This window comes from Epilithonimonas sp. 33E, from assembly GCF_059372615.1.
Genome location: NZ_CM182009.1, coordinates 3,104,606 through 3,122,130, shown reverse-complemented (window position 1 = coordinate 3,122,130; position 17,525 = coordinate 3,104,606). Strand labels below are relative to the sequence as shown.

12 protein-coding genes are annotated in these 17,525 nt (G+C 33.9%); 10 read left to right on the top strand and 2 right to left on the bottom strand.

All coding sequences use genetic code 11. The annotated features are described in order from the left end of the window. Window positions 1–42: 42 nt before the first annotated feature. The 7 genes from AC5P2S_RS14245 (at window position 43) to AC5P2S_RS14215 (ending at window position 8,344) form a co-directional block, all read left to right on the top strand. The gene (locus AC5P2S_RS14245; protein ID WP_494555343.1) at window positions 43–1,887 is read left to right on the top strand and encodes a tetratricopeptide repeat-containing sensor histidine kinase; all 1,845 of its coding nucleotides are present in this window, start codon (window positions 43–45) and stop codon (window positions 1,885–1,887) included. Next, on the top strand, window positions 1,884–2,483 hold the full coding sequence (locus AC5P2S_RS14240) for a response regulator transcription factor (RefSeq protein ID WP_494555342.1): 600 nt from the start codon (window positions 1,884–1,886) through the stop codon (window positions 2,481–2,483). The genes AC5P2S_RS14245 and AC5P2S_RS14240 overlap by 4 nt, the downstream gene beginning before the upstream one ends. A 94-nt stretch (window positions 2,484–2,577) precedes the next feature. Then, window positions 2,578–3,312: a hypothetical protein gene (locus AC5P2S_RS14235; RefSeq protein ID WP_494555341.1), complete on the top strand. Its 735-nt coding sequence runs from the start codon at window positions 2,578–2,580 to the stop codon at window positions 3,310–3,312. A 57-nt stretch (window positions 3,313–3,369) separates the two neighbouring features. Further along, window positions 3,370–6,024, top strand: coding sequence for a 4-alpha-glucanotransferase (locus tag AC5P2S_RS14230; protein ID WP_494555340.1), 2,655 nt, complete (start codon window positions 3,370–3,372; stop codon window positions 6,022–6,024). 216 nt (window positions 6,025–6,240) lie between these two features. Further along, window positions 6,241–7,236 carry a hypothetical protein gene (locus AC5P2S_RS14225; RefSeq protein ID WP_494555339.1) on the top strand — a complete coding sequence of 332 codons (996 nt, stop codon included), beginning with the start codon at window positions 6,241–6,243 and terminating at the stop codon, window positions 7,234–7,236. A gap of 139 nt (window positions 7,237–7,375) precedes the next feature. Further along, window positions 7,376–7,753 carry a hypothetical protein gene (locus AC5P2S_RS14220; RefSeq protein ID WP_494555338.1) on the top strand — a complete coding sequence of 126 codons (378 nt, stop codon included), beginning with the start codon at window positions 7,376–7,378 and terminating at the stop codon, window positions 7,751–7,753. A gap of 81 nt (window positions 7,754–7,834) precedes the next feature. Beyond that, a complete protein-coding gene (locus tag AC5P2S_RS14215; protein ID WP_494555337.1) occupies window positions 7,835–8,344 on the top strand; it encodes a ferritin in 510 nt (169 codons plus the stop codon). Window positions 8,345–8,382: 38 nt separating this feature from the next. Here the strand turns inward: AC5P2S_RS14215 and AC5P2S_RS14210 are convergent, their stop codons facing one another. Both AC5P2S_RS14210 and rnhB read right to left on the bottom strand, forming a co-directional pair. Continuing rightward, on the bottom strand, window positions 8,383–11,532 hold the full coding sequence (locus AC5P2S_RS14210; RefSeq protein ID WP_494555336.1) for a UvrD-helicase domain-containing protein: 3,150 nt from the start codon (window positions 11,530–11,532) through the stop codon (window positions 8,383–8,385). A gap of 47 nt (window positions 11,533–11,579) precedes the next feature. Then, window positions 11,580–12,176: a ribonuclease HII gene (gene rnhB / locus AC5P2S_RS14205; protein ID WP_494555335.1), complete on the bottom strand. Its 597-nt coding sequence runs from the start codon at window positions 12,174–12,176 to the stop codon at window positions 11,580–11,582. A gap of 221 nt (window positions 12,177–12,397) precedes the next feature. Between rnhB and AC5P2S_RS14200 the strand changes: the two genes are divergently transcribed. The 3 genes from AC5P2S_RS14200 to AC5P2S_RS14190 all read left to right on the top strand — a co-directional run bounded on the left by AC5P2S_RS14200 (window position 12,398) and on the right by AC5P2S_RS14190 (window position 17,447). Next, entirely contained in the window at window positions 12,398–15,247 is a 2,850-nt protein-coding gene (locus tag AC5P2S_RS14200; RefSeq protein WP_494555334.1) for a SusC/RagA family TonB-linked outer membrane protein, read from the top strand. 11 nt (window positions 15,248–15,258) lie between these two features. Next, complete coding sequence (locus AC5P2S_RS14195; RefSeq protein ID WP_494555333.1) at window positions 15,259–16,674, top strand: RagB/SusD family nutrient uptake outer membrane protein; 1,416 nt, start codon at window positions 15,259–15,261, stop codon at window positions 16,672–16,674. Window positions 16,675–16,772: 98 nt separating this feature from the next. Beyond that, a complete protein-coding gene (locus AC5P2S_RS14190; RefSeq protein ID WP_494555332.1) occupies window positions 16,773–17,447 on the top strand; it encodes a hypothetical protein in 675 nt (224 codons plus the stop codon). Window positions 17,448–17,525: the final 78 nt, after the last annotated feature.

Below are 17,525 nucleotides of genomic sequence, written 5' to 3'. Positions count from 1 at the left end.
AAAAAAGTATAACATAAAACAGTGATTTTAAGTTGTTATTCAATGAGGTTAATCTTTATATTTTTACTATTATCGCTTTCCTTACAATCTCAGAAAACAATCACGGATTTGGATAACATGATTGATAGGTCTAATGATTTTCTTTCATCAAATTTAGATTCTGCCATGTTTTATATGAAAAAAGCGTATGATTTAAATGCTAGAATAGGGAATGATTATTATAGAGCCCGATGTTTATATAATTTTGGTAACATAAACTATAAGAAAGGTTATCTGAGGAAAGCCGGCTATTTTACTAAACGTGCTCTTTTTTTTGCAAATAGATCCAGAAATGAAAAGATATTATATAGAGCTGAAAACCTGTTAGGTCTGATTGAATATGATAATGCAGAATATGATAAATCGATTATGCATTTTCAAAATGCCCTGAAAAAAATTAGTGAAACAGATTTCAATGATTACTATGCAACAATATATTTTAATTTAGGAAACCTGACTATTACAAAAGGAGATACTTTAAATGCTTTGTCCTATTATGAATTAAGTCGTAAAAATGCCTTGCTCTCAAAAGATACTTTAACAGAGCTTATAACATATAATAGTATTGCATTAATAGAAATTGATAAAAATGTCAGTAAGGCTGAAAAGTACTTTGAGAAAGCTTTAATCTTATCTCAAAAAATTAATGACTATTCGGAAGCTTTCAATATACATATCAATCTTAGTAATTTGTACAATAAAAAAAGAGATTTTGAAAAATCTATACGCCATTTAAGAGATGCGGAAGCATTGATTGAAACAATTGGAAACAAAAGCCTTTATTTCTATATCAATTTTAATTACGGAGGATTATATGAAAAGGATAATTATCAAAAAGCTATAGGATTTTATCGAAAAGCAGAAGGAATATATGTTTTAGGAGGAATACCGATAGAGCAAAAGATTTCACTTTTGAAGAGTATGTCTAACGCTTATACTAAAAGTGGAGATTTTGAGAAAGCTAATGAATATCAACGTAATTATTACAAATTAAAAGATAGTCTTTTCACAATTGAAAAAGAAAAGGATTACAATCATTTGTTGGCAAAATTTGAAGTATCGAAAAAAAATAATCAAATTTTACAATTAACCAAACAAAAAGAAATAGAAAGCCTTAGGTCATCCAAACTTTTAATTATTGCATTGTTATTAGGGGCCATTGTTATTTCCATTTGTTTTATTTTTATCCAAAGACAAAAATCTCAAAAAAAGATGAAAGAAAAAGAAGAAAAAATTAATATCTCTAAAGGTATTTTGGAAGGTCAGAACGAAGAACGGAACAGGCTTGCCAAAGAACTTCATGATGGCGTTGCAGGAAGCTTGATTGGTATTAATCTTATGTTGGAGCATGAAAATAGTATTCAGGAAAACAAGCAAATTACAGAGATTCAAAAAAATATAAATAATTTATATGAAGAGATTAGAGACATTTCCCACGATCTAAGAACAGGCATTTCTGAAAATACAGATTTACAACAACTCATTCGAAACTTAGCGTCGGGCTATGAAAGAACCAAAAAAATTAAAACCAATTTTCTGTTTTTCCCAGACAATATTTTTTCTGATATTAATTTTAATCTGAAAATGGATATGTATAGAATTTTTCAAGAGATTTTTACAAATACATTTAAACATTCAGAAGCCAGAAATATCGAAATAAGCTGTACCAAAAATTTAGAAAACATCAATATAATTATAGAAGATGACGGAAGAGGGTTTCCGGAAAATTATACAGAAGGTATTGGCTTGAAAAATATTAAGGAGAGATTAAATAAATATCAAGGAGAAATGATAATGGAAAATAGTAACTATGGTTCTATTACTATATTAAATATTCCAGTGAAATGATCAGAATAGGAATTGTAGATGATCATCCCATTTTTTTGGATGGTATAACCAATGTGCTGTCTTCAAAGCCTAATTTTCAAGTGTTGTTTTCTGTAGATAATGCAAAAAGGGTTTTGGAAAATATGAAAGATATTGAAATAGATATCCTTATAACAGATATATCTATGCCTGAAATCAATGGACTGGAACTAATAAATTTTATAAAAAAGGAAAAAACGAATATTAAGATTATCGTAATGAGCAGTTTTAAAAATGCCGAATCTAAGGATAATATACATGCTTATCTGTTAAAAAATACACCGAAAGAAAAATTATTCGAGGTTATAGAGACTGTGCATTATAACAATGAAAAATACTATTATTCTGAAGGTGTTTTTTTTGAAAAAATAAATTTTAATAAAAATATTCTCAGCAACCGTGAGAAGGAGATTGTAAACTTAATATGCGAAGGATTAACAACACTAGAAGTTTCTGAAAAACTATTTATTAGCAAAAATACTGTAGAAACTCACAGAAAGAATATTTTTTTTAAGCTTAAAATTTCAACTACCGCACAGCTTGTTTCAATAGCTATGAAATTAGGAATTTTTAATTAATATAAGTCATAAATATTTAAAAATACGGTTAACGAAAGTTAAACCGTATTTTTATTTTAGCAAAGAAGTTTATTTTTGAAAAAACTATCAGCGTTTGAAACGATTTTTACAGATTCTTTTTCTTATTTTATATGGTTTTACTTTTTCTCAGAACATTTCAGGAAACGTAATGTCAGAGGACGAAGTTCTCATTCCCAAAGTTTTGATTGTGAATATGACTACTAATCAAAAAACTTATAGTGATTCTTATGGGAAATTTTCAATCGATGCTAATATAGGAGACGAAATTCGGTTTGCTAAGGAAAGTTACAGATTAGGAAAAATAGTGATTACCAGTAATAATTTTCAGGTCGTTAAATTGGAGAAAATCCCGCAAGAGATAGAGGAAGTGAAAATCATCAATAAAAATCTTGCAGAATCCCAGGAAGAAAAACTCAGAAAAGATATAGGATTACCGAAAGGTCCGGAAAAACCTCGCGAAAAACCAGCTGATGCGGTTGATGATATTGTAAAGCCACTAATAAGAATTCCTCCAATGGTTAATGTTCAGGCAATCTATGATGTTGTTAGCGGCAAATCAAAACGTCTAAGAAGACTTTATAAATATGAAGATTTGCAGGAAGGTTTGGCTTGGATTCAGAATAATGTAGACTTAGAATATTTTGCAGAAGCCGGAATTTCGCCAGATAAATTCAATGATTTTCTGATGTATTCTCTAAAAGATGAAAAAGTTCTGATGTATATGAAAGCCAAAAATATAGGTGGAATTACTGTTTCCTTGGATAATCATATTGCGGCTTATCTGGAAGTTATTTCGAAAAAAAAATAAATTTTACACCATTGCAAGAAATCATTAAATTGCGTCAATATTAATAGACCTTAATAAATGAAACTATACTTTAGTGTTAACTTCGGAACAAAAGTTGGCCAGCGGCTCATTTTGCGCCTATTTGACGACAAAAATGAGCATCGTGATTACAGCCTGAACTATTCCGAAAATAACAACTGGACCTCTGAAATTGATTATTTTTCCAAATCAATTCTCTACAAATATCTTGTTGTAACCGAAGATGGTGAAGTTTTGGACGAAGAGATTCCTTTTCATAGACTTAATTTGCCTAATAGCTTCAAAGAATTTGTAATTTTTGACCAATGGAATCTTAAAAATTTCCCCGAAAATTATCTGACCAACAAAATCCTTCACAACCGTTTACAAGGTTTTCAGCCTGCAAAACAACCGGTTGTCAAAAAACACACGCATCTTTTCCGAATAGAAGCGCCGCTTTATCATCCGAATTGGAAATTGGTTTTGATTGGAAATGTAGACGCTTTGGGAAATTGGGATTATGAAAAAGCAATTGAACTGAATGAAACTGATTACGGTGTTTGGGAAACCGGCGTAGAAATCAATTCTCATCAAACGATTCTTTACAAATACGCAATTAAAGATAAAAATACGGGTAAGGTTTTTTATGTTGAACCAGGCGACAATCGTTGGGTTTTCGGAAATCCGAACAAAGATATTCTTTATGTGAAAGCGGACCATTATTTCAAATTCGATAACCATACGCTTTGGCATTCTGCAGGTGTTGCAGTTCCTGTTTTTTCTTTGAGAACGGAAGACGGTTTCGGAGTTGGAGAATTTCCTGATATCAAAAAATTAGGCGATTGGGCTAATGAAACCAAGCTTTCTGTGATTCAGATTTTGCCAATTAATGATACGACTGCGAATTACACTTGGACAGATTCTTATCCTTACGCGGCGATTTCGGTTTATGCACTTCATCCGCAATATCTTTCGATTGAAAAATTAGAATATGCTTTGCCAAAGGATTTGGTGAAAGATTATCAATCGAAAAAAGCGGAACTAAATGCGTTGTCTTTGATTGATTACGAGCAGATGATTTCCGGAAAATGGAAATATGCAAAAGCAGTTTTCGAAGAGAATAAAGGCACGATTCTAAAAGATAAAAACTTCAAAAAGTTCATTAAAGATAATGAAGAATGGCTAATGCCTTACTCTGCATTTTGTGTTTTGAGAGACAAATACAAAACGCCCAACTTTAACGAATGGAAGACGCATAAAAAATATGTGACGGGAAAAGTAGCAACGCTTTATTCTCCAAAGCATAAAGAATATTCTCAATTGATGCTTCATGCGTGGATTCAGTATCAGTTGCATCTGCAGTTACAGGATGCTGTAGAATATCTTCATCATTTAGGAATTTCTGTGAAAGGAGATTTACCGATCGGGATTTACCGATATTCTGTAGAAGCCTGGACAGAACCGGAATTATTCGGGATGGATTTCCAGGCTGGTGCGCCTCCGGATCAATTCTCGGATTTGGGACAAAACTGGGAATTCCCTACTTATAACTGGGAAGTGATGAAAGCCGATGGTTATCAATGGTGGAAAAAACGTTTCAAAGTCTTAGAACAATATTTTGATGCGATGAGAATTGACCACATTCTAGGATTTTTCAGAATCTGGAGAATGCCAATTTCTGCGACTCAAGGATTGTTAGGTTATTTTTACCCAGCCCTTCCTGTTACAGAAAAAGAGTTTGTGGACAGACAGATTCCTTTTAATTATGACCGTTATGTAAAGCCATTTGTGAATGATCCTATCCTTTGGGAAAACTTTGGCGAGTTTAAAGAGAAAGTTCAGAGCCGTTTCTTTGATAATCATCATAATGGCGTTTACACTTTCAAACCGGAATTTGATACGCAGAGAAAATTAACCGATTATTTCAAAAAAGAATCTTGGGACTGGGCAGAAGAAAAATTGATTTCTCTGGCTGGAAATGTTCTATTCTTAACAGAGGAAACAGAAAATGGAATCGTTTATCATCCAAGGTTTAACATTGCTAAGACAACATCGTTCAAATATCTTCCGGAGTGGGAAAAAGCAAAATTGCTTGACCTTTATAATGATTATTTTTTCAAACGTCAGGATGGACTTTGGTATCAGAAAGCAATGGAAAAATTACCGGCTTTACTGAATTCTACAACGATGTTGATTTGTGGTGAGGATTTAGGTTTGGTTCCGGATTCAGTTCCTGTTGTAATGGATAAATTGGCGATTACCGCTTTGAAAGTTCAAAGAATGCCTTCGGAAAATATCGCTTGGTACGACCCGAAAAATGTAAGTTATCTTAATGTTGTTACAGCTTCTTCTCACGACAGTTCTACACTGAGACAATGGTGGCATGAGGATAGAAATTTGACTCAAAAATATTTTAACAATCAGTTAGGTCAATATGGTACAGCACCTTGGGATTTAGCCCCGGAATTGTCAGAAATCATAATGAAGCAGCATCTTTATACGGATGCAATGCTGGCAATCTTTCCGATTCAGGAATTTTTGGCAACGGATGAAGAGTTAATGAATCCGAATATGGATGAAGAAAGAATCAATAATCCTGCTGTTTTTCCACATTATTGGCGATACAGAATACACCTGAACTTGGAAGATTTAAAAACTAAAGACAAATTCAATCAAAAAATTGCAAGTTGGGTTGAAAATAGCGACCGATATTAATCCTAAAAAATAAATTTTAAAGCCTTTCAAATTTTTGAAGGGCTTTTTTATTGAAAATTATTAGTCTGATTATCAATGCTAAAATAGGTTTTCGAATCTATTTTTAATTCAAATATAAGTCTTGGTTTAACTTTTTTTCTTCGTTCATATCCAAAAGATAGAAAGTTCAGAATCACAGATATGAATTTTCTGTTTTAATTATTTAAAATAAAAGAAATGAAAAAGATAATTTTAGGACTTGCTTTGATTTTAGGAAGCATGACATTTGCCCAGGACTATTACGATACTTATCCTCAGGACTATAATGGTTACGAATATTATGATAATTCATATGATTATCCGGATGATTATTATTACAACTATCCTGCGGATTATTATCCGGATCAGTATTACCAGGGTTATTATAACGATTACAGAAATGCTGTTTTCTCTGTTAATTGGGATCAGTTTTTTATCCAATACCGCTTGAGTCCGTTTCAGATCAATCAGATCATGATGCTGAATAATAGATTTGCATCTTATGCTGCCTGGAATGCCTATTACAGATGGAATCCGGACAGATGGTATTATGACAGGTTTTTTGCTTTACAAAATATATTAGGGCCAAGAATCTTCGTTGTTTATCAAAATGTTTATTTCCGGGGAAGAAGCCCTTTTGTATATTACAGAAACCGTTGTGTCAACTTCTATGCAAGACGATATCCCGTAAGACCGGTTTATAGAAATGTTAATATCAACATCTACAGAGTTGACAGAAACAATTTCAGAGATGGTTTCAGAAGTATTGGCAGGAATCAGGATATGATTCAGCCAAATAGAAATAACGGAATCAGAAACGATAATCCAAGAAGCGGGTCAAACGGAAACGGCTGGGGTGGAATAAGAAATTCTCAAAGTGAAGGAATCAGATCTAATGAGAACAATGGTGTCAGAAATGCCGGAGGAATAAGAAATGGCGGTTTCGAAAATAATGATCGCCCACAAGTTCAACCAGAAGGGATTAGAAATTCCGGTGGAATAAGAAATGGAAATGGTTTTGGAAAGGATCGTTCACCAATTCAATCAGATGGGATCAGAAACCAAGGCGGAATCAGACAAAACCAGAATTCTGAAAGAAGAATTGAAAACAGGGGCAATGGCAACCAAAGGAACTCTTCTCCAAGATCCGAGAACGGTAATAGAAATTCGGGAAATAGATTTGTTTCAAGGTAATCAAATTGAAATTTATAATTATTTAACAATATCACTGATTAACTTTATAATTATTTAACAATATCACTGATTAACTTTATAATTATTAACAAATCAAACTAACAGATAAAAATTTATTAATATTTAAATCAATTAAAAAATGAAAAAATTAATTTTAAGTGTAGCATTCCTTGGATTAGGTGTTTTCGGTTTTGCTCAAACAACAGATAGAAAAGCGGACTTTGAACAGAAAAAAGCAGAAAGACTCCAAAAGATGAAACAAGAGCTGAATCTTACTGATGCTCAGGTAGCCCAGATCAAGGCATTACACGAGCAGAAAGCTGCCGAAAGAAAGCAGGAAATGACAGCGAAAAAAGAAGACAGAATGCAAAAGATGAAACAGAATGAAGCAGACATGCAAAAAATTCTGACTCCTGACCAATACAAAAAGTTCCAAGAGATGAAAGCTAAGAAAATGGCAGAAAGAAGGGAGCAATTCCAAAATAGAAAAAGCGCGGAGACAGCTGTAGTGAAGTAAGTTATTATTTAGTGGTTAATTTTATGAAAGAGTGGTTTTTTAAGCCGCTCTTTTTTTATATTTGGGAAAAATTTAACATTTATGGTTAGCGATACTATTATTACATTAATTAATGAACAAATAACAAAGGAACAATATGCGGCACAGCTTTATTTATCTATGAGCGCCTGGTTTTATTCTCAGGATCTTGAGGGCATTGCCAACTATTTCCGTGTACAATCTAAAGAAGAACTCATGCATGCGGATAAAATGTTTGATTATGTTCATGATATTGGTGGAAAAATTATTCTGAACGAAGTTCCAAAACCTCCGCATGAATTCAATAATGCTCAGGAGATTTTTGAAAAAGCTTTGGAACATGAGAGATTGGTAACAAAAAGTATTTTCAATATCGTAAAAGCAGCTAATGATGAAGGCGATTTTGCAACGACAAGCTTTTTGCAATGGTTTATCAATGAGCAGGTAGAAGAAGAATCCAGTGCATCACTTTTAGTAACAAAAATCAAAATGGTAAAAGATAATCCGTCTGCATTATATCTTTTTGACCAGGAACTGGCTCAAAGAGTTTTCAATCCTGCTGCTGAGAAATAAAAAGCAAATCCCGGGAAATTATTTTCTCGGGATTTTGTTTATATATAGATCACGTCTGTTTTGATGACTTTCTTGCCAAACTGCTCCAGCTTATTTTTATAAATTTCAACTTGCTTTTGGTCTTTGTCTTTTTCCTCGCCGGTCTTGAAATCCACAATGATAATGCCATTTTCCGTTTCTACCAATCGGTCCGGACGATACGTTTTGGATTGCTCATTTTCTGTCGCAAACATTTCTCTTTCATTGATGATTTTCAGATGGTCTTCAAAATAAGCAGAATAGTTAGCATCAGTAAGAACATTTTCAATCCTTTCCAGTATAGATTTTTTTTCTTCATTCGTAATAACGCCGTCCAGAAGATAAGAGTTCAGAACTTTGGAAACATCTTTTTTAGTTTTGATTTTAGACAAAATCTCGTGCGTGAAAATTCCCATTCGCACGTGTTCTACACGGTTTTGATAATTTTTGGAAGTGGTAGCAATTTCTATATTCGAAGCTCTTTCTGTTTTCTGGGAAATCGAATTGATGTTTTCTGAGAGATACTCTTTTTTCTTTTTCCGTTTTTGTTTTCTTAAATCAGTAACAGGGAAAATATCGAACGAATCCAATCTCTCGTGATTTTCTGCTGGTTGAAATTCAGTCACAAAATCAAATAATTCCAGATGATTAGAAGATTTGCTAGGTTTTTCCAGATAGAGAAACAGCTGTTCCACAGGTCTTGTAGTTGCAACGTATTGAATACAAAAACGGTCAATTTTATTCCGGTAAGAATTTTCAAAATTGAACTGCGCTAGATCTTCGTCATACGTTTCCAGCTCGGAAGAAAACTGAGTCAAAATCACGGTTTTTAATTCATCTTCACTGTTGAGATCGTACCATTCGGAGAATTTTTTATCGCTGTTTTCGTTCCTCATCGGGATAAAAACAACAGGAAACTCAAGACCTTTAGCTTTATGAATTGTCATAATCTGAACGGCATCAATATTCTCGCTCGCCTGAATGCTGATTTTCGAAGCTTCATCATCCCAGAATTTCAGAAATTCCTTCAACGTTGCGCCGGCGTTTTGCGTGTAATTGAACAACATTTCCAGAAAGTTCAGAAGGAAATCTGTTTCCTTATTTTCAACAGAGAATTCCTGAACATAATATTCGATGAAATTATAAAGATTCAGTTGCGGTACATCATTTTGAACCAATTTGATATGATAATGAGTATCAATATAATTTTCGATTTCTGACTTCGATTCCAGGTTCAGAATGGTTCTGATTTCAGAGGTGAAATCCGTCATTCTGATTCTTCCGGAAACATTCAGGAAGTACATCATTTTCACCAGAAACTGGCGGTTTTTCGGATTGATTTCCCATTTCAGGAATTCAATCAAAGCCTTGATTGTAAATGATAAGTCCAATGTCAATCCTTTCTCGGAGATGGTTTTGATATGGGTTTCTTTTCCGTTATAATGAACTTTCAGATTTCCTAATAGTTGGGAATAATTAAAAATATCATTGTTTCCACGACAAAGAATCGTAATGTCTGAAAACGTAAATCCATTATCCAGACATTCCTGGATGTCATTTCGCATTTTCTCAGCAGATTCTTCATAAAAAACAGATTTCACCGAGTTTTCCAAAAGATGAACTTTGACACGGCCTTCCAGATTGGATTGTGCTTCCTGAACAGCATTTTCACCAAAGATTTTTTGATGCTCATTATTCAAAGCCTTAGACATAAAATTATACAACCGGTTATTGAAATCGACAATATTCTTCGCACTTCTCCAATTGAATCTGAGGTGTTCAGCGGTTGCAAATTTTGGCGTGATCTCTTTTTGATTGATGATATTCAGCATCAGTTCACTTTCGCCACCGCGGAATCGATAGATGCTCTGTTTCGGGTCACCGACAATCGTAAAACTCGTATTGTCCGAAGTAATGCTGTTATCACGCAATGGTAAAAAATTTTGCCATTGCATTGCCGAAGTATCCTGGAATTCATCAAAAAAATAATGCTGAAACTGCGTTCCTACTTTTTCATAAATAAAAGCGGAAGGCTCATTCCGAAGATTTTCATTAATGATAATATTAAATTTCGAAAGCAAAACCAAATCGTTCTCTTCCTCGATTTCCAACAGCTTTTTCTGGATGTCGGCGTTGACCTTCAAAGGCAGAATCGCTTCCAGGATTTTTTCTTTTTTCTGAGAATCGATATAAAGGTCGATAATATCTTTTCGCCAGGAAATCAGTTGCGGCAGGATTTCCTCGATGTCACTTTGTTTATGCTTTGATTTTGCAGCAGCACCTTTAAAGTAAGTTGTCAATGCAGAATCTTCGTTGGAAGGAAAAGGAAATCCGTCTCGCTTTTTGTTATAAAAATCCTGAATCTTTTGGAAAAAACCGCCTAAACCGTTTTTTCCCTGAGCAAAATCTTCAATATCAATTCCTCGGGTTTTTATTAATTCTAAAGCTTGTGTCGCAAGTTGCGAGGATTGGATTCTGTTATCACTGATTTTTTTCCGCAACTCATTTTTCTTGTTCTCATAAGCCTGCCACTCAAAATCTTTATTGTCCTGCAAAGGCTGGTAATGAATATCATTCACAAATTTCTTCGCCGAATTATAAAGGGTTTGATTCAGATTGACCCGCTCATTATTGTCCAGATTGTAATTGACAAAATCCATAAAAGCGTCTGAAACTGTTTCGTCTTCTCCAATTTCATCGAGCATTTTGTCCACCGCTTCTATCAGGTAAGGTTCCGGCTGAATCTCCAGGTTGAAGTTCTGAGCCAATCCTAATTCATAAGAAAAACTTTTGACTAATCTGGAGTTGAACTTATCAATCGTTCCAATGTTAAGCGTAGAGTAGTGGTGTAAAATATAATCGAGAACTTTCTGGGAACGATGTCTCAAATCGTCTAATGTAATTCGATATCCTTGTTCTGAGAGCGCTTTTTGAATGTTTTTAAGGTCTTGATTTTCGGAATAGTTTTCTTTCACAAACTCACCAAGATAGAAAAGGATTCTTTCCTTCATTTCGTTGGCAGCTTTGTTCGTAAACGTTAATGCAATAATAGTCTTGATCGCATCCGGCTGATTCGGAAATCTAAGACAGATCATCAACAGCCGCTGAACCAACGTGTAAGTTTTGCCGGAACCAGCCGAAGCATTGATGACGGAGTAGGTGTTTTGCATTCTTATTCTATATTAAAGAAGCAATTTACAAAATTTGTTTTTAGAAACTAGTCAATTTCTATATCATACTCTAATCGGAAAGATTTTCTGTGATGGATATTCGGCCCGAATTTTTTCAAAGCTTTTTGATGTGTTTTCGTACAATAGCCAAAGTTTGTATTCCATCCATAATCGGGAAATTCATCATGAAGTCTTATCATCAGATTATCACGGTAGTTTTTCGCCAAAATAGATGCAGCTGCAATTGAAAGATATTTGTTGTCCCCTTTAATAATACAATGATGCGGAATGTAATTATATGGATGAAACTTGTTACCATCTACCAAAATCAGTTCAGGCCTTGTTTTGAGCTGATCGAGCGCAAGATGCATGGCGTGCAGACTTGCATTGAGAATATTATGCTGGTCGATAAACTCAGGAGGTAATTCTGCTATTGCAAAATCTACTGCATTCTCGCGGATATATCTGTCCAGATTTTGTCTTGTCTGGAAATTTAAGGTTTTAGAATCGTTAACTAAATTTTGCTTAAAATTTTTATCGACAATTACCGCAGCAGCAACCACAGGCCCGGCCAAGCAGCCTCTTCCGACTTCATCGCATCCGGCTTCTATGAAGGTTTCTGAGAAGTTTTGTATTAATAGCATATTTAGAGGCTGTAAAAATAAAAAAAAATAATAATTGGAAAAATAAAATTCATTCTCTTTAAATATCTAACTTTTGGTTAATTAATGTTAAAATATAATTGTTTAATTTTTAGTTAAAATAATCTCATTGTATGAATTTTAATTGAATTTTAATCGAATTTTAATTTCCAAATTAAAATAAAATTAACATATTTGCAGTTTGAATATTAAAAATTGTTAATATGAATGTGAAATTAAAGGTTTTAAGTGCTGGTGTGCTTTTTTTTACGGGCCAAGCACTTTTTGCTCAAAGAACTGACTCAACAAAGACAGCCAATATTGAAGAGGTTGTTATTGTTGGTTTTGGTCAGAAAAAAACAGTGCAAGAACTTACAGGCTCAACAAGTACTATGACGGCTAAGTCTATAGAAGATGTCCCGGTTGCATCTGTCGACAAAATGCTTCAGGGGAGGGTTACTGGTGTACAAACGGGCTCGGCTTCTGGTCAGCCAGGAGGCTTTGCAAATGTGAGAGTTAGAGGGGTTTCCTCTATTAATGGGGTTACTTCACCAATCTATATTGTTGATGGAGTACGAATTGCAAGTGGTGACCTTACAACTGCAAATACAACTGCAAACGTTTTAGCAAACTTGAATCCTGACGATGTTGAAAGTATAACAGTTTTAAAAGATGCTGTCTCAACAGCGGTATATGGTGCTGATGCAGGAGCTGGTGTTATTGTTATTACTACAAAATCCGGAAGAAAAGGAAAAGCTAAGTTTAATTTATCTTTTAATACGGGGTTTAATCAGCAAGCTGTAAGTGGTAACAGAGCTTTCACTGGACAGGAATACAAGGAGTATTTGAGGGATATGCTTAATAATGGTACAACTAATCCTAATTATACGATCGAGCAGATTGCAGGCGGAGCTGCTGGAACAACTTATGCTAATATTTTTAAATCACCTTATAGTACTGATTGGGAAGATGTTGTAAGAAAAGATGGCTACCAACAGAATGCAGATTTCAATATGTCTGGCGGAAATGATAAGTTTACTTATTATGCATCAGCAAACATGTTTGATCAAAATAGCATCATAAAGAATTCTTTTTTCAAAAGATTGTCTTATACAACTAAATTAACATACCAAGCAACAGATAAACTTAAGATTAGTTCTGATTTTCAGATTTCTCATGGTAAGACAAGAACATTGACGGATGGAGGAGCTTTCTCTAATCCAATTCTAGCACAATATTTTAATAGGCCCACTGATCAAGCTAAAAACCCTGATGGTTCTTGGTATTGGAATCCAACTACCTTGCGATTAAGTAATAGCCAGTTTAACCCGGGATATCTATTGGAAAAAAACTATGTTCAGGCTGGTACGCTTAGAGCATTTGCGAACTTAAATGCGGAGTACAAAATCCTTGATAATCTTACCTATAGATTAGTATTTTCTCCGGAGTATGTGAATGTTGAGGAAGATACTTATTGGAATCCGGTGCATGGTGATGGTGTTAATTATGGAGGTTATCAAAGAACTTCTGTAAATAGATATTTTAATTTTAACGTACAGAATATCTTAGACTACAGCAAAAAATTTGATCTTCATAATATCGGGGTATCATTAATCCAAGAGGCTTATAAAACTGACCGTAAGTTTTTAAGATCAACAGGTATTACCGTTGGTTCTCCTGTGCTTGAAACTCTTTCTAACTTTGTAGTGCCATACGGATTTGAAGGAAAGAAAACAATTTCTTCCAGATATGGATATGCAGTTACCGGGCATTATGATTATGATAAATTATTCCTAGTCGATGGATCTTACAGAAGGGATGTTCTGTCTCAGTTCTTGCCAGGTAAAAAAGCTGGTAATTTCTGGTCTGTGGGTGTTGGGTTTGATTTAGCAAGAATTAATTTCTTAAAAGATATTGATGCCATCTCCATGATGAAATTTAGAGGATCTTATGGTAAATTAGGAAACCAGGTTACCGCCAATCCATATGCATTGTATGCCTATAATTTGAATTATAATGATACTGCTGCGGCACAATACTACAATATTCTCAATCCTAACCTTTCTTGGGAAACTGTAAAGCCATTAAACGTTGGTTTAGATTTAGGTTTCTTTAATGATCGCTTAAAAATCACGGCAGAGTATTATAATAAAAAGACCAGCGATCTGATTTATAATTTGCCTTTATCACCTTCTCAAGGGGGTGTAATCTATAATGAATCTACTGGTGTTTACACTTACGGTGTAATGGTAGATAATATTGGATCACTGGTAAACAGAGGATTTGAATTTTCTGTCAATGCAGATATTTTCAGAGGAACAAGAGATACATTCAATTGGAATATAGGAGCTAATCTGTCGACTTTACATAATGAAATTACTGAATTGTATGGTAGTACAATTAATAATGCAACGACTACTGTTAGAGTTGGAGAAGGGGTGCGTACTTTCTACTTGAGAAAATGGGCGGGAGTGGATCCTAGTAATGGAGATCCACTATGGTTTATTAACGGAAAGGATGGTGAGACTACGAATGATTATTCCAAGGCTCAGCAAGCAGCTCAGGGATCTTTCTTAAGTACATTATTTGGAGGGGCAAACACTAGTTTATCTTACAAAGGTTTTGCTTTGGATCTTCAGTTTACATATGGGTTTGGAGGAAAAATCTATGATGACTGGGCAGCATATACTTGGAGCGATGGACAGTATTCTGCTACATATCCGGGGTATGGAGATGTTTATGGTGATTATTGGACTCCTACTAATACTAATGCATCTAATCCAAAACCTATTTCTGGAGGAAATAAACGATCGAATCAAGCTTCTACCAGATTTTTGTATGATTCTGACTATATCAGATTAAGTAATGCAAGGCTAGGATATACCTTTAATTCTGAATTCTTAAATGGTTCAGGCCTTAATTCTGTACAAATCTACGTGATGGCCAACAACGCTTGGACTCACAGGTTCGATGACAGACTGAAATTTGACCCTGAAGTTAATGTATCAGGTTATACTAACTTATCTTTGCCAATATTGAAAACTTATCTATTTGGTGTTAATATTAGCTTTTAAAAATTAAAAAAATGAATAGAATAATAAAAACAGGAATATTTTCTTTATTAGTTGGATTGTCAACAGTATCTTGCTCTGATGATTTTGTAGAGAGACAATTTTTCCAAGAAGTAGAGCAGGCACCATTAACCTCTACTCAGGAAATGCAATCTTTTGTGAGAGGTATTTATACCTCCATGAGAAATACATCTTACTATGGTGCGGATTTTTTAGCTTATGCTGAGGTTCGCTCTGATGAAATGCTTAGTACACTCCAAGGTGGATATTACACCAATGTGTATAACTATTCTCAATTGTCCAATGATACATATGCAGTTAATACATATAACAGAATATATGAAGCGGTTGGTAAGGCCAATATTGTCATCAACACAGACTTAAATTCAATAAGTGGCACTTCTGCAGATAAAGCTACAGCTACATTTGCACAAGGTCAAGCATACGGATTAAGAGCAATTGCTTTTTTTGATGCTTTTAGATTATATGGTCAAAAGTATATCCCTAATGGAACTTTAGGGATTGTAATGCCTTTAAAGTATGATCCTAAAGCCTTAATAGCTAGGTCTACGATTGCTGAAACAGAGGCTCAAATTGATAAAGACTTTACAAAGGCTCTTGAACTTATGACCGCAGGGACATCTTATTTTTCGGCAAGCACAAAAACAGAATTATCTATTTATGCTCTTAAGGGCCTAATGTCAAGATTCTATCTTTATAAAGGTGATTATGCAAAAGTAAGAAGTCTAACTAATGATATTGTTGCATATGCTTCTGGCACTAGCAGTACGTTTAACGTCGTAGCTTCAGGGTTATTTCAGACATCCTTTCAGTTTGTAATGAATGGAGCTGCCCCTAATTCTATATTTGAATTAGCAGTTGGGACTAATGCGTCATTGTCCACAGGATCTTATAGACAAAGACTAAGTCAGAACGGTTATGCAAATATCGTAGTTTCTCAAACAGCATATGATTCTTATACGGCAAATGACATCAGAAAAGCTCTAGTAACAGTATCAGGAGGTATTAGGTATCTTTCTGTAAATAATAGACCAGGTAAGTATACTAATGCAACAGGTGCTGATAATATTAAAATGTTACGTTATGAAGAGGTATTATTAAATGGTGTAGAAGCTGAACTTCAACCTGGAGGAGATCCTGCAAAAGCATTAAATTATTATAATCAAATTGTAACAAATAGAGGATTACCTGCAGCAACTTCAGTTACGATGACTATGCTTAAAGCAGAAAGAATGAAGGAACTATTGGGTGAAGGCTTGCGTCAATGGGATTTAAGAAGATGGGGAGATACAGTGCCAAGACCATCCACTGCATCTACAGACCCAAGAATGAACGCTTTTCCTATTCCTAGAGGAGAAACGGATATAGCTGGCACACCAGTAGTTTCTAACCCAGGATATGATAATTAATAAATTATAATTATAATGATAAAAGCCTCCAAAATTGGAGGCTTTTGTTTTAAACATGCTTGATATTTTATATATTTGTTAATAATTAGTTTTAACATATGAAAAAAATAAGCTTCGTTATATTTTTGTTAACACAAACTTTAGTGTTTGCTCAAGTTGGAAATGAAAATGTGTCTTTTTCAACAGGAAATTTTTTTACCAGAGCAAACCGACCGTCCACAAAAGAATATATCATAGATGGAACACCATATCCTAATGGAAAACAATTTGATAAAGTAAATATAGAAGGTTACAGTAAGAATGTACAAAATCTTAGATACAATGCGTACGAAGATGAGATGGAGTTTCAGGATAAAAACGACACATATTATACCACTAAGGAAAATGAACTCAAAATTATATTTCCTTCATTGAAAAAGACATATAAAACTGTTAATTATAATGTTGATGGGAAAAGTAAATTTGGATATTTGGTTTTATTATTCGACGGTAATAAATATAAATTGTTTAAAAGAGAAAAAGTAGAGCTGTTAAAGGGGGAAAAGAGTCCAAATGCTTATAGCAAGGATGCTAATGATTATTTTGCTAAGGAGAAGGACCTATACTTAATTCAATATGGAGATAATTTCATAAAGTTTCCAAAGAAATCAAAAGATTTTGCCACAGAATTTAACTTAGATAAAAAGGATTTTGAAAATTTTATAAAATCAAATAAAATTAATTTTTCCAATGAAGAAGATTTAATAACTTTAGTTAAGTTTCTAGATAAATAATATCCTGTTAAACAAAAAAAATCATGCTTAAATTATTTTTAAGCATGATTTTTTTTGTTTAACAATTGTTATCAGATG

Excerpts from the sequence above, each read along its gene's own strand:
- AC5P2S_RS14240 (WP_494555342.1), top strand. The coding sequence starts at position 1,884 with ATGATCAGAATAGGAATTGTAGATGATCATCCCATTTTTTTGGATGGT.
- rnhB (WP_494555335.1), bottom strand. The coding sequence starts at position 12,176 with ATGCTATTAATACAAAACTTCTCAGAAACCTTCATAGAAGCCGGATGC.
- AC5P2S_RS14225 (WP_494555339.1), top strand. The coding sequence starts at position 6,241 with ATGAAAAAGATAATTTTAGGACTTGCTTTGATTTTAGGAAGCATGACA.
- AC5P2S_RS14215 (WP_494555337.1), top strand. The coding sequence starts at position 7,835 with ATGGTTAGCGATACTATTATTACATTAATTAATGAACAAATAACAAAG.
- AC5P2S_RS14245 (WP_494555343.1), top strand. The coding sequence starts at position 43 with ATGAGGTTAATCTTTATATTTTTACTATTATCGCTTTCCTTACAATCT.
- AC5P2S_RS14230 (WP_494555340.1), top strand. The coding sequence starts at position 3,370 with ATGAAACTATACTTTAGTGTTAACTTCGGAACAAAAGTTGGCCAGCGG.
- AC5P2S_RS14190 (WP_494555332.1), top strand. The coding sequence starts at position 16,773 with ATGAAAAAAATAAGCTTCGTTATATTTTTGTTAACACAAACTTTAGTG.
- AC5P2S_RS14195 (WP_494555333.1), top strand. The coding sequence starts at position 15,259 with ATGAATAGAATAATAAAAACAGGAATATTTTCTTTATTAGTTGGATTG.
- AC5P2S_RS14220 (WP_494555338.1), top strand. The coding sequence starts at position 7,376 with ATGAAAAAATTAATTTTAAGTGTAGCATTCCTTGGATTAGGTGTTTTC.
- AC5P2S_RS14210 (WP_494555336.1), bottom strand. The coding sequence starts at position 11,532 with ATGCAAAACACCTACTCCGTCATCAATGCTTCGGCTGGTTCCGGCAAA.
- AC5P2S_RS14200 (WP_494555334.1), top strand. The coding sequence starts at position 12,398 with ATGAATGTGAAATTAAAGGTTTTAAGTGCTGGTGTGCTTTTTTTTACG.